Source organism: Haematobacter sp., from assembly GCF_032102465.1.
Taxonomy (GTDB): domain Bacteria; phylum Pseudomonadota; class Alphaproteobacteria; order Rhodobacterales; family Rhodobacteraceae; genus Haematobacter.
The window spans coordinates 238,674-252,654 of sequence record NZ_DAMDHB010000001.1; the positions used below are offsets into that span (position 1 = coordinate 238,674).

Consider the following 13,981-nt stretch of genomic DNA (forward strand, 5'->3'; position numbering starts at 1 on the left):
ATTGTTCGATTATATGAGAATTTCATCGTGTTTACTTCGACAAATGCTACCATAAACGGGAGTCTTTGCCGGGAAATTTCATGGCTGATGCCCCATATTGTCTTTCAAGCACAACAGGGGTTCGCAACCATGAAAGTCATTGTTCTCGGATCAGGCGTGATTGGCGTGACATCGGCCTGGGAACTCGCCCGCGCCGGGCATGAGGTGACGGTGATCGACAGGGCCGCCGGCCCCGCGCTGGAGACGAGCTTTGCGAATGCCGGTGAGGTTTCTCCGGGCTATTCGACCCCCTGGGCTGCGCCGGGAATTCCACTCAAGGCACTGAAATGGGCCTTCCAGCGGCATGCGCCCCTGGTGTTGAACCCGCTCGCCTCGCTGAAGGCGGCGGGCTGGCTTGGCCAGATGCTCTCCAACTGCACCTCCGAAGCCTATGCCCTCAACAAGGGCCGCATGGTTCGCGTCGCCGAATACAGCCGCGACAGGCTTGCGGCATTGCGGCAGGAAACCGGCATCTCCTATGACGAACGGACGCAGGGCACCTTGCAGCTCCTGCGGAGCCAGAAGCAACTCGACGGGCTTCAGAAGGATATCGAGGTGCTGCGGGAGGACGGGGTTCCGTTCGAACTGCTGAGCGCGGAGGAGTGCCTGTCGCACGAACCCGGGCTCGCCGGCTCCAGGCATCTGATCGCGGGCGGTCTGCGCCTGCCGGGGGATGAAACGGGCGACTGTTTCAAGTTCACCAACCGGCTGGCAGAGATGGCCAAGGCGCTCGGCGTGACCTTCAGACAGGGTGTGACCATCAAGGGGCTGGATAAGGAAGGCGATCGGATCGTCGCGATCCAGACCTCCGAAGGGCCCATGGTGGCGGATGCCTATGTCGTGGCGATGGGCAGCTTCTCCCCGGCGCTGGTGAAATCGCTCGGGATGAAGCTGCCGGTCTATCCGCTGAAGGGATATTCGCTCACCATCCCGATCATGGATGCGGCCAAAGCGCCGGAATCGACCGTGATGGACGAGACATACAAGGTCGCGATCACCCGGCTGGGGGATCGCATCCGTGTGGGCGGGCTGGCAGAAATCGCGGGTTTTGACACCTCGCTGAACGACCGCCGCCGCGCGACGCTCGAGAAATCGGTGGGAGAGCTGTTCGGAGGCGCGGGCGACATGGCTGCCGCAACCTTCTGGGCGGGCCTGCGACCGATGACGCCCGACGGCACGCCCGTGATAGGCCGGACGCCGGTGCAGAACCTGTTCCTGAACACCGGGCACGGCACGCTCGGCTGGACCATGTCCATGGGCTCGGCCAAGGTGCTGTCCGATATCGTCTCCCGCCGCCCCACGGAAATCGATGCCTCCGACCTTGGCATTTCGCGTTATGGGCGTCGCGGGGTAAAGGCCGCGCGCGGCGGGCTGAAACCCGCCACGGCCTGAGCCCTCAGTAGCGGGCAAGCCGCTCCGTCAGCAGTCCAAAGAATCCCTCGGCGTCCACATCGCCGAGGAACAGGGCATTGGGTTCCCGCCCGCTGACCCCCCACCAGTCGGCGACGGTCATGCCGGTGGTGAACTCGCCCTTCGTCTCGATCATCACGTTGATGAAACGGCCTGAGAACAGCTCGGGCCGGATCAGCCAGGCGATGACGCAGGGGTCGTGCAACGGTGCGCCTTCTCCGCCGTATTTCTCCTTGTCGAACCGCTCGAAGAAATCCGTCCATGCCGCGACCATGCGGCCCACTTCCGTCCCCAGCGCCCGGAATGCATCGACGCGACGCTTGTTCGTCATGGCTTTATGAGTGACATCAAGCGGAAGCACGACGATCTCCGCACCGGACCTGAACACTTCGTCCGCCGCCTCCGGGTCAACGTAGATGTTGAATTCAGCCGCCGGGGTGATGTTGCCGACCTCGAAATACGCCCCTCCCATCAGAACGATTTCCTGCACCCGCCCCACGATATCCGGCGCACGGCGAAAAGCGGTGGCGATATTGGTGAGCGGGCCCAGCGGGCAGAGCGTCACCGTTCCCGCAGGTTCGGAGCGGAGCGTGTCGATGATGAAGCCCACCGCATCCTCCCCCGCCAGGGACATGGTGGGTTCGGGCAGTTGCGGGCCATCCAGCCCGGTCTTGCCGTGAACATGCTCGGCGGTGACAAGAGGCCGGGACAGCGGCGCCGCCTCACCCGCAAAGACCTTCATGTCGCGCCGTCCGGCAAGTTCGCAGATGATACGGGCATTCCGCTGGGTCAGCGGCAAAGGCACGTTCCCCGCTACGACGGTAATCCCAAGAACCTCCATATCCTCGGGGCTGGCGAGGGCGAGCAGGATGGCGACGGCATCGTCCTGCCCGGGGTCGGTATCGATGATGATCTTGCGGGGCGGCATGGTCTTTTCCTTCGGGCGATGGGCTGGCGGCAACCGGGGGTGGAATTGCACGCCGGACAGGGGCTGCGGGGGAGATGCTCCCCCGATATGTGTCAGACAGGGTCGATCTGACTTTCTCGTCGCGCGGCATGGGAGAGCAGGTCGCGCGCATATCCGGCGACGGACCGGAAACAGATCACCGTCATCTCCGCGTCGCCGGAGCGCCAGAAGGCCGCGGCGATCTGTCCGATACGGCTGCGCCTCACCTCTCCCCGCGCCGGCAGGAGGGCGGGGCTGATCTTGGACAGAACCTCCCCGGCCCCCGCACCGGTCAGCCGGAACATGACACGGGCGTCCGAGACATCCACGATGAGAGCCGGCACTCCGTCGAGCGTCTCCCCCAGCGTTGCGATCATGCGCGCGACGTCTTCCGGCGGCAGGAGCAACAGAAGCTCGTCGGGTGACATCCAGAGCACTTCGCCCCGCTCCGTCACGCTTCGTCCGCGGTGATCGGGAAAGGTCAGGCCCACCCCTTTCAGCGCCGCCGTCAGTGCGGCACCGTCCCGGCAACGGAGGGTCACCATGCCGGGCGTCGGCGCTTCCACGACGCTCACATAACCTTCGGAGGCCAGGATCCCCAGATCAGACATTCTGCCGCGCTCCTTCGACGTCGAGGAATACCGGGTTCACGATGCGCACCCGCACGAGGGGCGCGTCCTCTGTCGGCCCCTGAAACGCGATGAATTCACCCATCCTGTCCACGCCACGATGAACCAGGCCGAGCGCGATTCCACGGTCCAGCGTCGGCGAGAAATAGGTGGACGTTACCCTGCCCTGCACCCGGCGCTGCCGGTTCGCATTCTCCGCCCCGAGCGGGGCCAGCGCGCCATCCGGCAGCACCGAACCATCGACCGTTTCCAGACCGACAAGCTGCCACCGGTCCGGGTTGTCCATGAAGCTCCGCTGCTGCGCCCGCTTGCCGATGTAATCGGCTTTCTTGCGCGAGATCGCCCAGCCGAGCCCCAGATCCTGCGGGATGACCGTGCCGTCCGTCTCATCGCCGATCATGATGAAGCCCTTTTCCGCCCGCATCACATGCAGCGCCTCGGTGCCATAGGGGGTGATCCCGTGCTCCGCGCCCGCCGCCAGAACCGCATCCCACAGCGCCCGCGCCCGGCTGGCAGGCACGGCGATTTCAAAGGAGAGTTCACCCGAGAAGGAGATGCGGTAGATCCGCACCGGATGGCCCGCCAGCTCCCCCTCCACCCAGCCCATGAAGGGCAGCGCCTCTCGCGAGACGTCGATACCGCCGAGGGCTTCCAGCACCGCTCGCGCCTTCGGCCCGACCACGGCGATCTGGCCGTATTGCTCGGTCACGTTGGCGGTGAACACCTGCCAGTCCCACCATTCGGTCTGGAGCCATTCCTCCATATGCGCGTGGATGCGATCGGCCCCGCCTGTCGTGGTGTGGACGAGGAAGCTGTCCTCCGACAGCCGCGCCACCACGCCGTCGTCGATCAGAAAGCCGTTTTCATTGCAGATCAGCCCGTAACGGCATTTGCCGACCGCAAGCGACGACATCAGCCCGGTATAGATCATGTCGAGGAAGCGCCCGGCGTCAGGCCCGCTCACCACGATCTTGCCGAGGGTGGAGGCATCGAGCACCCCGACCCGCTCCCGCGTGGACCGGATTTCCCGCGCGACGGAGGCGGCGTGATCCTCTCCCTTGCGCGGATAGGTATAGGGCCGCCTCCATTGGCCAACCGGCTCCCAATGCGCGCCGTGCTCCGCATGCCAGTCATCCATGGGGGTCCGCCGCAGCGGCTGAAACAGCTCGCCCCGCGCCTCCCCCGCGATGGCCCCGAAGGAGATCGGCGTATAGGGCGGGCGGAAGGTCGTGGTTCCGACGGCAGGAATGGGCGCGGCCAGCGCCTCCGCCAGAATGGCAAGGCCGTTGATGTTCGACAGCTTTCCCTGATCCGTCGCCATGCCGAGCGTCGTATAGCGCTTGGTGTGCTCCACGCTTTCATAGCCTTCGCGCGCGGCAAGCTCCACGTCGGAGACCTTCACGTCATGCTGGAAGTCGAGGAACATCTTCTCCCGCAAGGCCGGGCCTGCCGCCTCCGGCATATGCCAGAGCGGGCGGAGCGGCTTCTCCTCCGGCGATGTGGCGACCGGCAGATCTGGCTCCCCCACCTCGCGGCCCATGGCGATGGCGGCACGCCGCCCGGCCGCCGTCGCGTCGGCCAGCGTCGTCTGAGCCGAGAGCGCGCCGTTCGCGGCGCCCGCGGCAACGGCGACGATCTGGCCCCGGTCGCCCGTGGGCGCACGCAGGGCATCGGGACGGAACATGGCAAGCTGGCCATCCCAGAAGAGCTTGCCGCCCGCCTGGCTCCACAGATGCACGACTGGCGACCAACCGCCAGACATCAGCACGGCATCGCAGGGAATGTGCTCCCCTTCCACCCCGGTGCCGTCGATCACCCCCAGCGTCACAGCCGTCACTCGCTTGCCGCCCAGGGCGCGCACGATGCCACGACCCGTCTCCACCGGAATGCCGAGCGCCCGCGCCCTGTCCGGCAGCGGTCCGATGGCGGCGGGGCGGGCATCGACCACCGCCACCACCGTCACCCCCGCTTCGGCAAGTGCGATGGCACTCCGATAGGCGTCGTCATTCGCCGTCGCGAGGATCACCCGCTGGCCCACCGCCACGCCCCAGTTCACCAGGAAATCCCGCCCGGCAGAGGCGAGCATCACCCCCGGCAGGTCGTTCCCGGCAAAGGCAACGGGCCGTTCGATCGCCCCTGTCGCCATGACGACCTGACCCGCCCGGATGCGCCAGAGCCGCTGCCGCGGCCGACCGTCGCCCGGCGTATGCTCCGCCAGCCGCTCCATCGCGACCAGGTAGCCGTGATCGTAAAGCCCCGCCGCCATCGTGCGAAGGCGCAGGCTCACATTCGGCAGGGCGGAGAGCCGGGCCAGCGTCGCAGCGATCCACTCGGCTGCGGGGCGGCCCTCGATCTCCTCTCCGTCCACCGGAGCGCGACCGCCCCAGGTGGCGCTCTGCTCCAGCAGAAGCACGTCCGCGCCCGCCTCCCCCGCGACCAGCGCGGCCTGAAGCCCGGCGATGCCGCCGCCCGCGATCACCACATCCACGTGACGGTGAACGTGTTCGTAGCGATCCGCATCCGGCTCCGCGGGCGGTTTGCCAAGGCCCGCGCTGTGACGGATCACCGGCTCGAACAGCTTCTCCCACGCGCGGCGGGGATGCATGAAGGTCTTGTAGTAGAAGCCCGCCGGAAAGAACTTCGACAGCCGTCCGTTGATCGCCCCGATGTCGAAGGCGAGGCTTGGCCAGTGGTTCTGGCTGACGGCGGTCATCCCGTCGAAAAGCTCCGCCGTGGTGCCGCGCTGGTTCGGCTCGAACCGCGCGCCGCGCCCGATGCCGAACAGCCCGTTCGGCTCCTCCGGGCCTGAGGCGACAAAGCCGCGGGGCCGGTGGTACTTGAAGCTCCGCCCCACCAGCACCTGCCCGTTCGCAAGCAGCGCAGAGGCCAGCGTATCGCCCGCATACCCCGTAAGCGCGCGTCCGTTGAAGGTGAAGGTCATGGGCCGCGTCCGGTCGATCAACCGCCCGCCGGCAGCAAGACGCGCGCTCATGCCTCCACCTCCGCAAAGGGGGAAGTCCAGTCCGGGCGGCGCTCCCTGATATGCGCGATGAGATCGGCGGGAGGGGTCGGCACCTGCGCCGGATAGGTGCCGAACACCTCCATCGTCACGGTGTCCCTCGCGGCGTTGAACCACTTGCCGCAGCCGTAGGCATGGCGCCAGCGCTCGAAATGCACGCCCTTCGGGTTCCGCCTGTTGAAGAGGTAGTCCTCAAAGACAGGATCGTCGGAACCGGGGCCCTGACGCATCAGATGCGCCTCTCCGCCGGGGTGAAGCTCGGTCTCCTCCGCGCGGAGACCGCAGTAGGGGCAGGTCAGGATCAGCATTGCCGGTCTTTCAATGCGCGACGCCAGCGGCGACGCTTTCGTCGATGAACCGCCCCTCGCGGAAGCGGCCGAGCCCGAATTCGGCGGCCAGCGGCCCCGGCGCGCCCTTGTGAATGAGTTCCGCCATCGCCCAGCCTGAGCCGGGGATCGCCTTGAACCCGCCCGTGCCCCAGCCGCAGTTGACGAAGCAGTTGCCGAGCGGCGTGGCCGACAGGATCGGCGAGCGGTCGCCCGTCATGTCCACGATCCCTGCCCATTGCCGCATCATCCTGAGGCGCGAGATGATCGGGAAGGTCTCGATCAGCGCGCGGACCGTCTCCTCCACGTGCTGGAAGGAGCCGCGCTGCGCATAGTTCACGAAACCGTCCGTGCCGCCGCCGATGACAAGTTCGCCCTTGTCTGACTGGCTGATGTAGCCATGCACCGTATTGGCCATCACGACCGTGTCGAGCACCGGCTTGATCGGTTCCGACACCAGCGCCTGCAGGGCCAGCGACTCGATGGGGAGGCGGAAGCCCGCCATCTCCGCCAGCACACCGGAATGCCCGGCCACGACGATGCCGAGCTTGCCACAGTCGATCCGGCCCTTCGTCGTCTCTACCCCCGTCACCTGCCCGTTGGCGGAGCGGATGGCCGTCACCTCGCACTGCTGGATGATGTCCATGCCCATGGCGGAGCAGGCGCGCGCATAGCCCCAGTTCACCGCGTCATGCCGCGCGGTTCCGCCCCGCGGCTGCCAGAGCGCGCCGAGAACCGGATAGCGCGGCCCGTCGATATTCATGATGGGCACCAGCGATTTCACCCGCTCCGGCCCGATCCATTCCGTCTCCACGCCCTGCAGACGGTTGGCCTGCACGGTCCGCAGGTAACCCCGCATCTCATGCGGGGTCTGCGCCAGCATCATCACGCCGCGGGGAGAGAACATCACGTTGTAGTTCAGGTCCTGGCTCAGCGTCTCATAGAGCTTGCGCGCCTTCTCGAAGATGGCGGAGGACGGATCCTGAAGGTAGTTGGACCGGATGATCGTGGTGTTCCGCCCGGAGTTGCCGCCTCCGAGCCAGCCCTTCTCGATCACCGCGACATTCCGCACGCCGAAATTCCGGCCCAGATAGTAGGCGGTGGCAAGACCATGCCCCCCCGCGCCCACGATCACCACGTCATATCTCGGTTTCGGCTGGGGCGAGCGCCAGGCGCGCTCCCACCCTTTCTGGTGTCGCATCGCTTCCCTGGCGAGGGCGAAGACGGAGTAGCGTTTCATCGAGCGGTCGGTTCCCTGTGGTGGGGTTTCCCCTTGGGCGCTTGTGCACCGTCCGGGACTATCGGCCACGCCGCAAAGCGGCACAATCGGGAAATTTCCGACATCAGCCCTTCGGCGACGACATGCCTTTCAGGCTCTGCGACTTATTGTGACTTTCTCCCCCCGTCAGGAGGTCCTAAATGGAACAGGTCATGAGATCGGAGGAGCCATGCCTTTCTGGATCGCCGCGGCGACCCTTACGCTCGCCATAGCGGTCGTTCTGCTGCTCTCCCTCCGCTCCCGCCGGGAGGAAGACACGGAGCACGCCAATGTCCGCGTCTATCGCGACCAGCTGCGGGAGGTGGAGCGTGATCTCGAACGCGGCACCCTGCCCGCAGCGGAAGCGGGGCGCCTGCGCACGGAGATCTCCCGGCGGCTGCTGGAGGCCGACCGCGAGACGGAGCAGCCCGCCGGGCGCGGCGCACCGCTGGTCGCCGGGCTTGCGGTGATCCTCCTCCTTGCGGCTGGCTTCGGGCTTTATCTGAAGCTCGGCGCACCGGATTATCCGGACATGCCGCTTGCCTCGCGGTATGCTGCGGCGGCGGAGCTGAAGGCCAACCGTCCGACACAGGCCCAGATGGAGGCCGCCGCCCCGCCCCTCACGCTCGACGGGGCGCAGGACGCGGCCTTCCTTGATCTCATGGAGAAACTCCGCGCCGCGGTTCATGCCAACCCCGACGACCTCCGGGGGCAGCAGCTTCTGGCCAGAAACGAAGCGGCGCTTGGCCGGTTCTCCTCCGCTGCCGCAGCCCAGTCGCGGGTCGTCACCCTCAAGGGGAGTGACGCGGCGGCCTCCGACTATGCCGATCTTGCCGATTATCTGATCCTCGCCGCTGGCGGCGGGGTGTCATCGGAAGCGGAAGCCGCGCTCACGGAAACCTTGCGCCGCGACCCGCAGAACCCGGCGGCGCGTTTCTACAGCGGCCTGATGCTGGCGCAGACCGGCCGCCCGGACCTCGCCTTCCGCCTGTGGAGCGATCTGCTGGAAACCAGCCCTCCCGGCAGTCCCTGGATACCGGCGATCCGGCAGGACCTGCCGCGCCTCGCGCTGCTCGCCGGGGTGGACTACACCCTGCCCCCGGAAGCGGCGCCGCCCATTGCCGGCCCCTCCGCGGCGGACGTATCCGCGGCGGACGACATGACCCCACAGGATCGCGACGCCATGGTGCGCGGCATGGTGGACCGCCTCTCCGACCGCCTCTCCCGCGAAGGCGGGCCGCCCGAGGATTGGGCACGGCTGATCTCCTCGCTCGGTGTGCTGGGGGAGGGACAGAAAGCCGCCGCCGTCTGGGCCGAAGCGCAGGAAGTGTTTGCCGGGCGCGACTCCGCCCTTGCCCCCATCCGCGATGCGGCGGAAAAGGCGGGCGTAACCGGATTGTGAGGCGCCATGGTCTATGACGACATCGCGGATTTTGCCGCTGCCCTCCCCCCCGTTCGCGGCATCGCCGGGCTGGACCTTGGAGAGAAGACCGTGGGGGTCGCGGTGTCCGACATCCTGATGGGCGTCGCCACGCCGCTGGAAACCGTCCGCCGGTCCAAGTTCAGCGCGGACGCGGCACGGCTTCTCGACATTGCCAAGGGCCGCTCGCTGGGCGGTTTCCTGCTTGGCCTGCCGAAGAACATGGACGGCAGCGAAGGCCCGCGCGCCCAGTCAACCCGCGCCTTCGCCCGCAACCTTTCCCGTCTGACGGACCTGCCCATCGGTTTCTGGGACGAGCGCCTCTCCACCGTCGCAGCGGAGCGGGCGCTTCTGGAGGCCGACACGTCACGTAAGCGCCGCGGAGAGCTTATCGACAACGTCGCGGCTGCCTATATCCTTCAAGGCGCGCTGGACCGGATGCGCTACATGAAGGAGGAGCGGAAGGATGCGGATTGAACGGGGGATCGAAACGCCCTGCGTCAAGGTCTGCCAGATCGACCCGAAGGAGCGGATCTGCACCGGATGCTTCCGCACCACCATGGAGATCGGCATGTGGACACGCATGAGCGCCGAGGAACGGGCGGAGATCATGGCCGAACTGCCCTCCCGCGCCGGGCGGGTCAGCCGCCGGGGCCGTCGCTCCGCCTGAGCGGGGTGGCCGCAAGGCAGCCACCCTCACAATCATCAGTGACGCCGCTTCGCCGCCAGACCCATTGCGCCGAGGCCCGCAAGCAGCAGCGGCAGAGCGGCCGGCAGGGGCACGGGCGCAGGTGGATCCGGGGGGAGATAGCTTCCCCGAGCCGGCCTGAGGTGAACTTCGCTGTTGAGCGTTGCGCTGCCCGCGATCAGCGTTCCCTCCACCGGGTTGGTGACGATGACATGGGTCAGCGGCGCCAGCACCGATCCCACGATACCCTGAAGGGTTAGGTCCGTCGCGCCCGCGAAATTCCACAGCACATGCTCCGCCGCCCCGGTTCCGCCCAGCGGGTTGGCAAGAAAACTTCCTGTTCCAGCGCCGGTCACGTTTATCAGGATACTCTCGCCCACACCCAGCCGGGAGAAATCCACCTGTCCCAACGCGGAAACCTGAGCCAGCGTCATCTCATAGATGGTCAGGCCAGCCATCCCGCTGCCGAAATATGCCGTGTTTCCGGTAATGGTAACGGCGTCGCCGCCAAGATTTCCGAAAGACAGGGAGGCTTCGCTCACCGTCTGCTCGATGGAGACCGGAAACAGGTCGGAGAAGCCGGCACTTCCCGAGGCACCCGATGTAACGGCGCCGCCCTGGACCTGCGTCGCCACACCTCCGATACGCGCAGTCCCGCCTCCGTTCAGATTGATCCCCGTGGCATTGCCGCCGACCACGACCGCGCCGCCATTGTTCACCTGCACGGTGCCGGTCAGCGTTCCGCCTACGGTCAGCGCCGCATAGTCTGACGGGGCCTGCGGGTCATGGGAACCGCCGATCCAGTAGTTCGATGTTCCGCTGAGGTTGCCGCCGACATAAGTCCGGCCCTCGACCTCACTGCTGTTTGTCGCGTTACCGAGCACGACCAGATTGAACTGTTGCAGGATGTCCTGAAAGTTCAACGGCGCCGCCACGACAGGGCCCGACACCAGCATCGCCAGCGCCGTGAACCCGCAAATCTTCGACATGATGAAACCCTTTAACCGACTCTACACCAAGCCAGTATAATGGATCACCAATCTTATAAAATTATATAAGTTATAGTTGGTTAACGGGCGTGACCGACTTGCTGGCCGGCGTCAGGCGGCTCTCACCCAAAGCACCGATTTCCTCTAGAATCGGATAGGCGACGGAGGCAAGGTGAGCATTCACCCGCTTCAGATCGCGCAGCAGGTCGAGGTGGATCGTGCTCGTTTCGATCGTTTCGACCCGCCCGGCCCGAAGCCGCGCGAGATGGCGTTCCGCGGAGCCCGCCTCGATCTTGCGCGCCATCACCTTGCCATTGATGAGCTGGCGCGCAAGGTCGGTGTCGCGTGACAGGAAGATCGCCTGTGCAAGCCGCAGATTTTCTCGCGTATGGGCGAAGAAGCGCGAAAGTTCATCCAGCCCCTCGGGCGAGAGGGTCAGGCGCTTTCGGATGCGCTTTGCGGCGATCTCCGCCAGCCCGCTTTCGACAATGTCGCCCACATGCTCGAGGTTGATGGCATAGGAGATGATCTCGCTCGCCCGATGGCTGTCCACCGCGTCCATCTCCTGTTGGCCGAGCCGGGAGACGTAGAGCTTGATCGCCTCATGCAGACGGTCCACCTCCCGCTCCAGACGCGCGACCTCCTGCACCGCCATCTCATCCCCCGAGCGGAGGGATTGCTCGGAACGGTCGAGCATCTGACCGACCAGATCGCCGAGCCGGAGCGCCTCGCGCGCGGCAACGGCAAGCGCCAGCCCCGGTGTGGCAAGAAGACTGTCGTCGAGATAACTGGGCGCGCCTTCTGTCCCCGGTCCCTGCGGGAGAAGCCGTTCCATCAGCCGCCCCAGCGGGGCGATGAGCGGCAGGAACACAATCAGCAACGTAAGGTTGAAAAGCACATGCAGCCCTACCGCCAACATACCCTGCGACAGATAGGGTTCCAGCACCGCGGCAATGCTACCCGCGAAAAGTGTGGCGACCACCGCCCCCGCCGCGCGAACCAGCAGATTGGATAATGCCAACCGCCGCGCTGCCACACCTTCCCCTGCGACAGCCAGATAGGCAGGGATCGCGCCCCCCAGATTGGCCCCCGCCACCAGACACACGACCAGCGCCGGTGAAATTGTCCCGGCACCCGCCAGCGCCATGATGAGGAACACCACGGCAAGGCTGGAAGAACCCAGGACCGCAAGTCCGGCAGCCAGCAGCACGGCGAAGATCGGGGCATTGTCGAGCGAGGCCATCACCACGGCGAGCGTCGGGGAATGGCGGAGCGGCTCCGTCACCCCGCCCAGCAGCCGGAGCGCCAGCAGCATCAGGCCGAGACCGAGCAGGCTCCTGCCGATGGCCTGCACCCTGCCGGTGCGCGAAGGTGTGGAGAGCACCACGCCCACGGCGATCAAAGCGCTCCCCAGCCAGTGAATATCGCGAGAGAGAATCAGCGCGACGACAGCGGTGCCGAGATTCGCCCCCAGCATCACCGCTTGCGCCATCCGCGGGTCCAGAATGTCGCGCGCGACGAAAGACCCCGTCATCGCCGCCGTCGCCGTGCTGGACTGCAAGCCCAGCGTGGCAAGGAACCCCCAGAATGCGGCTGCCACCCGGTTGCGGGTGCCGCGCGCGATCCACTGCCGCAACGTCGCCCCGAAAGCACGGAGCACACCGAGCTTGATAAGCCGAAGTCCCAGCAGCAAAAGTGCGGCCGCACCGATCAGGTCGATGAGTTGAACAGTTGGATCAGACGTTGGCACCATGGCGCAAGCCCCCCGGTCACCGGGCCTGCAGAGGTCCGTGTTAGAACCTCAGAGTTGCAGCATTCCATGGCGGTTGCAAGGATTGTAACAGTTTTGCGACAAACCCGATCAATCACGCACTGCCGACAAACCGGAAGGCGCGCTGAATCTCGAAGAAGTCCCTGGCGATGAAGCGGATACTGCGCGGCCCCGTCTGCTCGACACCCGGATACCAGCTTCCGCGATAGGCGTCGCCGGGGGTGGAGAATTCGATGACCATCTCATAGTCCGAAGCGAGCGCAGGCAGGGCGGCGCGAAAATCACCGCGGAGCACTTTTTCCACGCCTGCACGAATGCGGCGCACGGCCTCGATCGGGGCGAGGGAGACCGTCGCGTTGCCATAGCCCTGCCCGGTCGTCAGCGTCGCGATGCCGGGCACGAGACCCGCTGCATCGGCGCAGATGCCAGCATCCCCCGCCAGAAAGGCCGATGGCACACCGTAACGCGCGGCACAAAGACTGTTCATCGTGAATTCGGAGGCAACCTCACCGTTGATGAGCAGCCGACCGATCCGCCCGTTCATCGTATGCGCCAGCGGGTTCGTATCGCTTCCCGCCTTTGCATGATACCCGGTGTAGATGGCGGCATCGAAACTGCTGTCGATACCGAACATCATGGAGTCAGGGTGGCCGCTCCAGCCCCTGATGACCCGGACACCCTCCGGCAGCCGGTCAAGGATCAGGTTACGCGCGCTTTCGTGCGCATCCTTCACCACGATCTCGGTCGCGCCCGCGGCACGCGCGCCTTCGCAGGCGGCGGCGACCTCCGCCGTCATATAGCCCTGAAACTGAGCATAATCGGGGTGAGCGCGTTCCAGTTCGTCCCAAGCGGTGATCCCGGCAGTGCCTTCCATGTCCGCGCTGATGAAAACCTTCATGCGTCCTCTCCCGTCCTGTACCGCCACCATCCGGCGGCCCTCCCGCAAGGGGAAGCCATGCCGGATGGGGCGCGTCAAGAGGCTCGGTCGCCGGTCAGCGGATCAGTCGGCGTTGAGGCTCTGCAGATAGGCGATGATATCCGCACGCTCCTCGGGCTTTTTCACGCCCGCGAACGCCATCTTGGTTCCCGGCACCATTGCCTTCGGATCGGTGATGAAGTGGTCGATCTCCTCCGGCGTCCAGATGTGACCGTCGTCACCCAGCTTCTTCATCGCGTCGGAATAGGTAAACCCTTCCAGCGAGGCGGTCTTGCGCCCGACGACGTCGTGCAGGTTCGGACCTGCCTTGTTCGGCGCTCCCGCCTCAACCGCATGGCAGATCGCGCATTTGCGGAAGGATTTCTCGCCCTTCGCAGGGTCACCCTCCGCAAGCGCAGGCAGTGCGCTCACCGCCAGAACGATCGCAGCAAGCGATGCGGGAACGGACTTGGTCAGACGAAACATGGCTTCTCCTCCATTAGCCAGAGTTTGGCGAGTTCGCGCCTGTGTTCTGACTGGTAATCCTGCCGGAGCACATCCGCTTCTCCA

Annotated in this window: 13 protein-coding genes; 4 read left to right on the plus strand and 9 right to left on the minus strand. The window is 65.9% G+C overall.

Annotation, left to right across the window (positions count from 1 at the left end; translation table 11 throughout):
• The first annotated feature begins 129 nt into the window (after window positions 1-129).
• A complete protein-coding gene (locus RT513_RS01145) occupies window positions 130-1,431 on the plus strand; it encodes a D-amino acid dehydrogenase (RefSeq protein WP_290689596.1) in 1,302 nt (433 codons plus the stop codon).
• Window positions 1,432-1,435: 4 nt separating this feature from the next.
• Here RT513_RS01145 and RT513_RS01150 read toward each other — a convergent pair whose 3' ends face one another.
• From RT513_RS01150 to RT513_RS01170, 5 genes are all read right to left on the minus strand, one after another.
• Window positions 1,436-2,377: a nucleoside hydrolase gene (locus RT513_RS01150; RefSeq protein WP_290689598.1), complete on the minus strand. Its 942-nt coding sequence runs from the start codon at window positions 2,375-2,377 to the stop codon at window positions 1,436-1,438.
• Window positions 2,378-2,469: 92 nt separating this feature from the next.
• Entirely contained in the window at window positions 2,470-3,006 is a 537-nt protein-coding gene (locus tag RT513_RS01155; protein ID WP_290689600.1) for a sarcosine oxidase subunit gamma, read from the minus strand.
• A complete protein-coding gene (locus RT513_RS01160) occupies window positions 2,999-6,016 on the minus strand; it encodes a sarcosine oxidase subunit alpha family protein (RefSeq protein ID WP_290689602.1) in 3,018 nt (1,005 codons plus the stop codon). The genes RT513_RS01155 and RT513_RS01160 overlap by 8 nt, the downstream gene beginning before the upstream one ends.
• Window positions 6,013-6,351, minus strand: coding sequence for a sarcosine oxidase subunit delta (locus tag RT513_RS01165; protein WP_088213913.1), 339 nt, complete (start codon window positions 6,349-6,351; stop codon window positions 6,013-6,015). The genes RT513_RS01160 and RT513_RS01165 overlap by 4 nt, the downstream gene beginning before the upstream one ends.
• A gap of 10 nt (window positions 6,352-6,361) precedes the next feature.
• Window positions 6,362-7,609, minus strand: coding sequence for a sarcosine oxidase subunit beta family protein (locus RT513_RS01170; protein WP_088213914.1), 1,248 nt, complete (start codon window positions 7,607-7,609; stop codon window positions 6,362-6,364).
• Between the two features lie 208 nt (window positions 7,610-7,817).
• On the opposite strand from RT513_RS01170, the gene ccmI reads away from it, so the two are divergent.
• The 3 genes from ccmI to RT513_RS01185 are packed head-to-tail and all read left to right on the plus strand — an operon-like array spanning window position 7,818 to window position 9,717.
• Entirely contained in the window at window positions 7,818-9,029 is a 1,212-nt protein-coding gene (ccmI, locus tag RT513_RS01175) for a c-type cytochrome biogenesis protein CcmI (protein WP_290689605.1), read from the plus strand.
• A gap of 6 nt (window positions 9,030-9,035) precedes the next feature.
• Complete coding sequence (gene ruvX, locus RT513_RS01180) at window positions 9,036-9,524, plus strand: Holliday junction resolvase RuvX (protein WP_088213916.1); 489 nt, start codon at window positions 9,036-9,038, stop codon at window positions 9,522-9,524.
• Complete coding sequence (locus tag RT513_RS01185; RefSeq protein WP_035740877.1) at window positions 9,514-9,717, plus strand: DUF1289 domain-containing protein; 204 nt, start codon at window positions 9,514-9,516, stop codon at window positions 9,715-9,717. The genes ruvX and RT513_RS01185 overlap by 11 nt, the downstream gene beginning before the upstream one ends.
• Before the next feature lie 35 nt (window positions 9,718-9,752).
• On the opposite strand, the gene RT513_RS01190 is transcribed toward RT513_RS01185, so the two are convergent.
• The 4 genes from RT513_RS01190 to RT513_RS01205 all read right to left on the minus strand — a co-directional run bounded on the left by RT513_RS01190 (window position 9,753) and on the right by RT513_RS01205 (window position 13,897).
• A complete protein-coding gene (locus RT513_RS01190) occupies window positions 9,753-10,724 on the minus strand; it encodes a collagen-binding domain-containing protein (RefSeq protein WP_290689607.1) in 972 nt (323 codons plus the stop codon).
• A gap of 70 nt (window positions 10,725-10,794) precedes the next feature.
• Complete coding sequence (locus RT513_RS01195; protein WP_290689609.1) at window positions 10,795-12,477, minus strand: Na/Pi cotransporter family protein; 1,683 nt, start codon at window positions 12,475-12,477, stop codon at window positions 10,795-10,797.
• A 112-nt stretch (window positions 12,478-12,589) separates the two neighbouring features.
• Window positions 12,590-13,393, minus strand: coding sequence for a M55 family metallopeptidase (locus RT513_RS01200; RefSeq protein ID WP_290689610.1), 804 nt, complete (start codon window positions 13,391-13,393; stop codon window positions 12,590-12,592).
• Window positions 13,394-13,495: 102 nt separating this feature from the next.
• Window positions 13,496-13,897: a cytochrome c family protein gene (locus RT513_RS01205; RefSeq protein ID WP_290689611.1), complete on the minus strand. Its 402-nt coding sequence runs from the start codon at window positions 13,895-13,897 to the stop codon at window positions 13,496-13,498.
• Window positions 13,898-13,981 lie beyond the last annotated feature (84 nt).

What these genes read in the sequence shown, in the direction of transcription:
- ccmI (WP_290689605.1), top strand. Translation starts at nt 7,818, where the DNA reads ATGCCTTTCTGGATCGCCGCGGCGACCCTTACGCTCGCCATAGCGGTC.
- RT513_RS01195 (WP_290689609.1), bottom strand. Translation starts at nt 12,477, where the DNA reads ATGGTGCCAACGTCTGATCCAACTGTTCAACTCATCGACCTGATCGGT.
- RT513_RS01155 (WP_290689600.1), bottom strand. Translation starts at nt 3,006, where the DNA reads ATGTCTGATCTGGGGATCCTGGCCTCCGAAGGTTATGTGAGCGTCGTG.
- RT513_RS01150 (WP_290689598.1), bottom strand. Translation starts at nt 2,377, where the DNA reads ATGCCGCCCCGCAAGATCATCATCGATACCGACCCCGGGCAGGACGAT.
- RT513_RS01185 (WP_035740877.1), top strand. Translation starts at nt 9,514, where the DNA reads ATGCGGATTGAACGGGGGATCGAAACGCCCTGCGTCAAGGTCTGCCAG.
- RT513_RS01205 (WP_290689611.1), bottom strand. Translation starts at nt 13,897, where the DNA reads ATGTTTCGTCTGACCAAGTCCGTTCCCGCATCGCTTGCTGCGATCGTT.
- RT513_RS01160 (WP_290689602.1), bottom strand. Translation starts at nt 6,016, where the DNA reads ATGAGCGCGCGTCTTGCTGCCGGCGGGCGGTTGATCGACCGGACGCGG.
- RT513_RS01190 (WP_290689607.1), bottom strand. Translation starts at nt 10,724, where the DNA reads ATGTCGAAGATTTGCGGGTTCACGGCGCTGGCGATGCTGGTGTCGGGC.
- RT513_RS01200 (WP_290689610.1), bottom strand. Translation starts at nt 13,393, where the DNA reads ATGAAGGTTTTCATCAGCGCGGACATGGAAGGCACTGCCGGGATCACC.
- RT513_RS01170 (WP_088213914.1), bottom strand. Translation starts at nt 7,609, where the DNA reads ATGAAACGCTACTCCGTCTTCGCCCTCGCCAGGGAAGCGATGCGACAC.
- ruvX (WP_088213916.1), top strand. Translation starts at nt 9,036, where the DNA reads ATGGTCTATGACGACATCGCGGATTTTGCCGCTGCCCTCCCCCCCGTT.
- RT513_RS01145 (WP_290689596.1), top strand. Translation starts at nt 130, where the DNA reads ATGAAAGTCATTGTTCTCGGATCAGGCGTGATTGGCGTGACATCGGCC.
- RT513_RS01165 (WP_088213913.1), bottom strand. Translation starts at nt 6,351, where the DNA reads ATGCTGATCCTGACCTGCCCCTACTGCGGTCTCCGCGCGGAGGAGACC.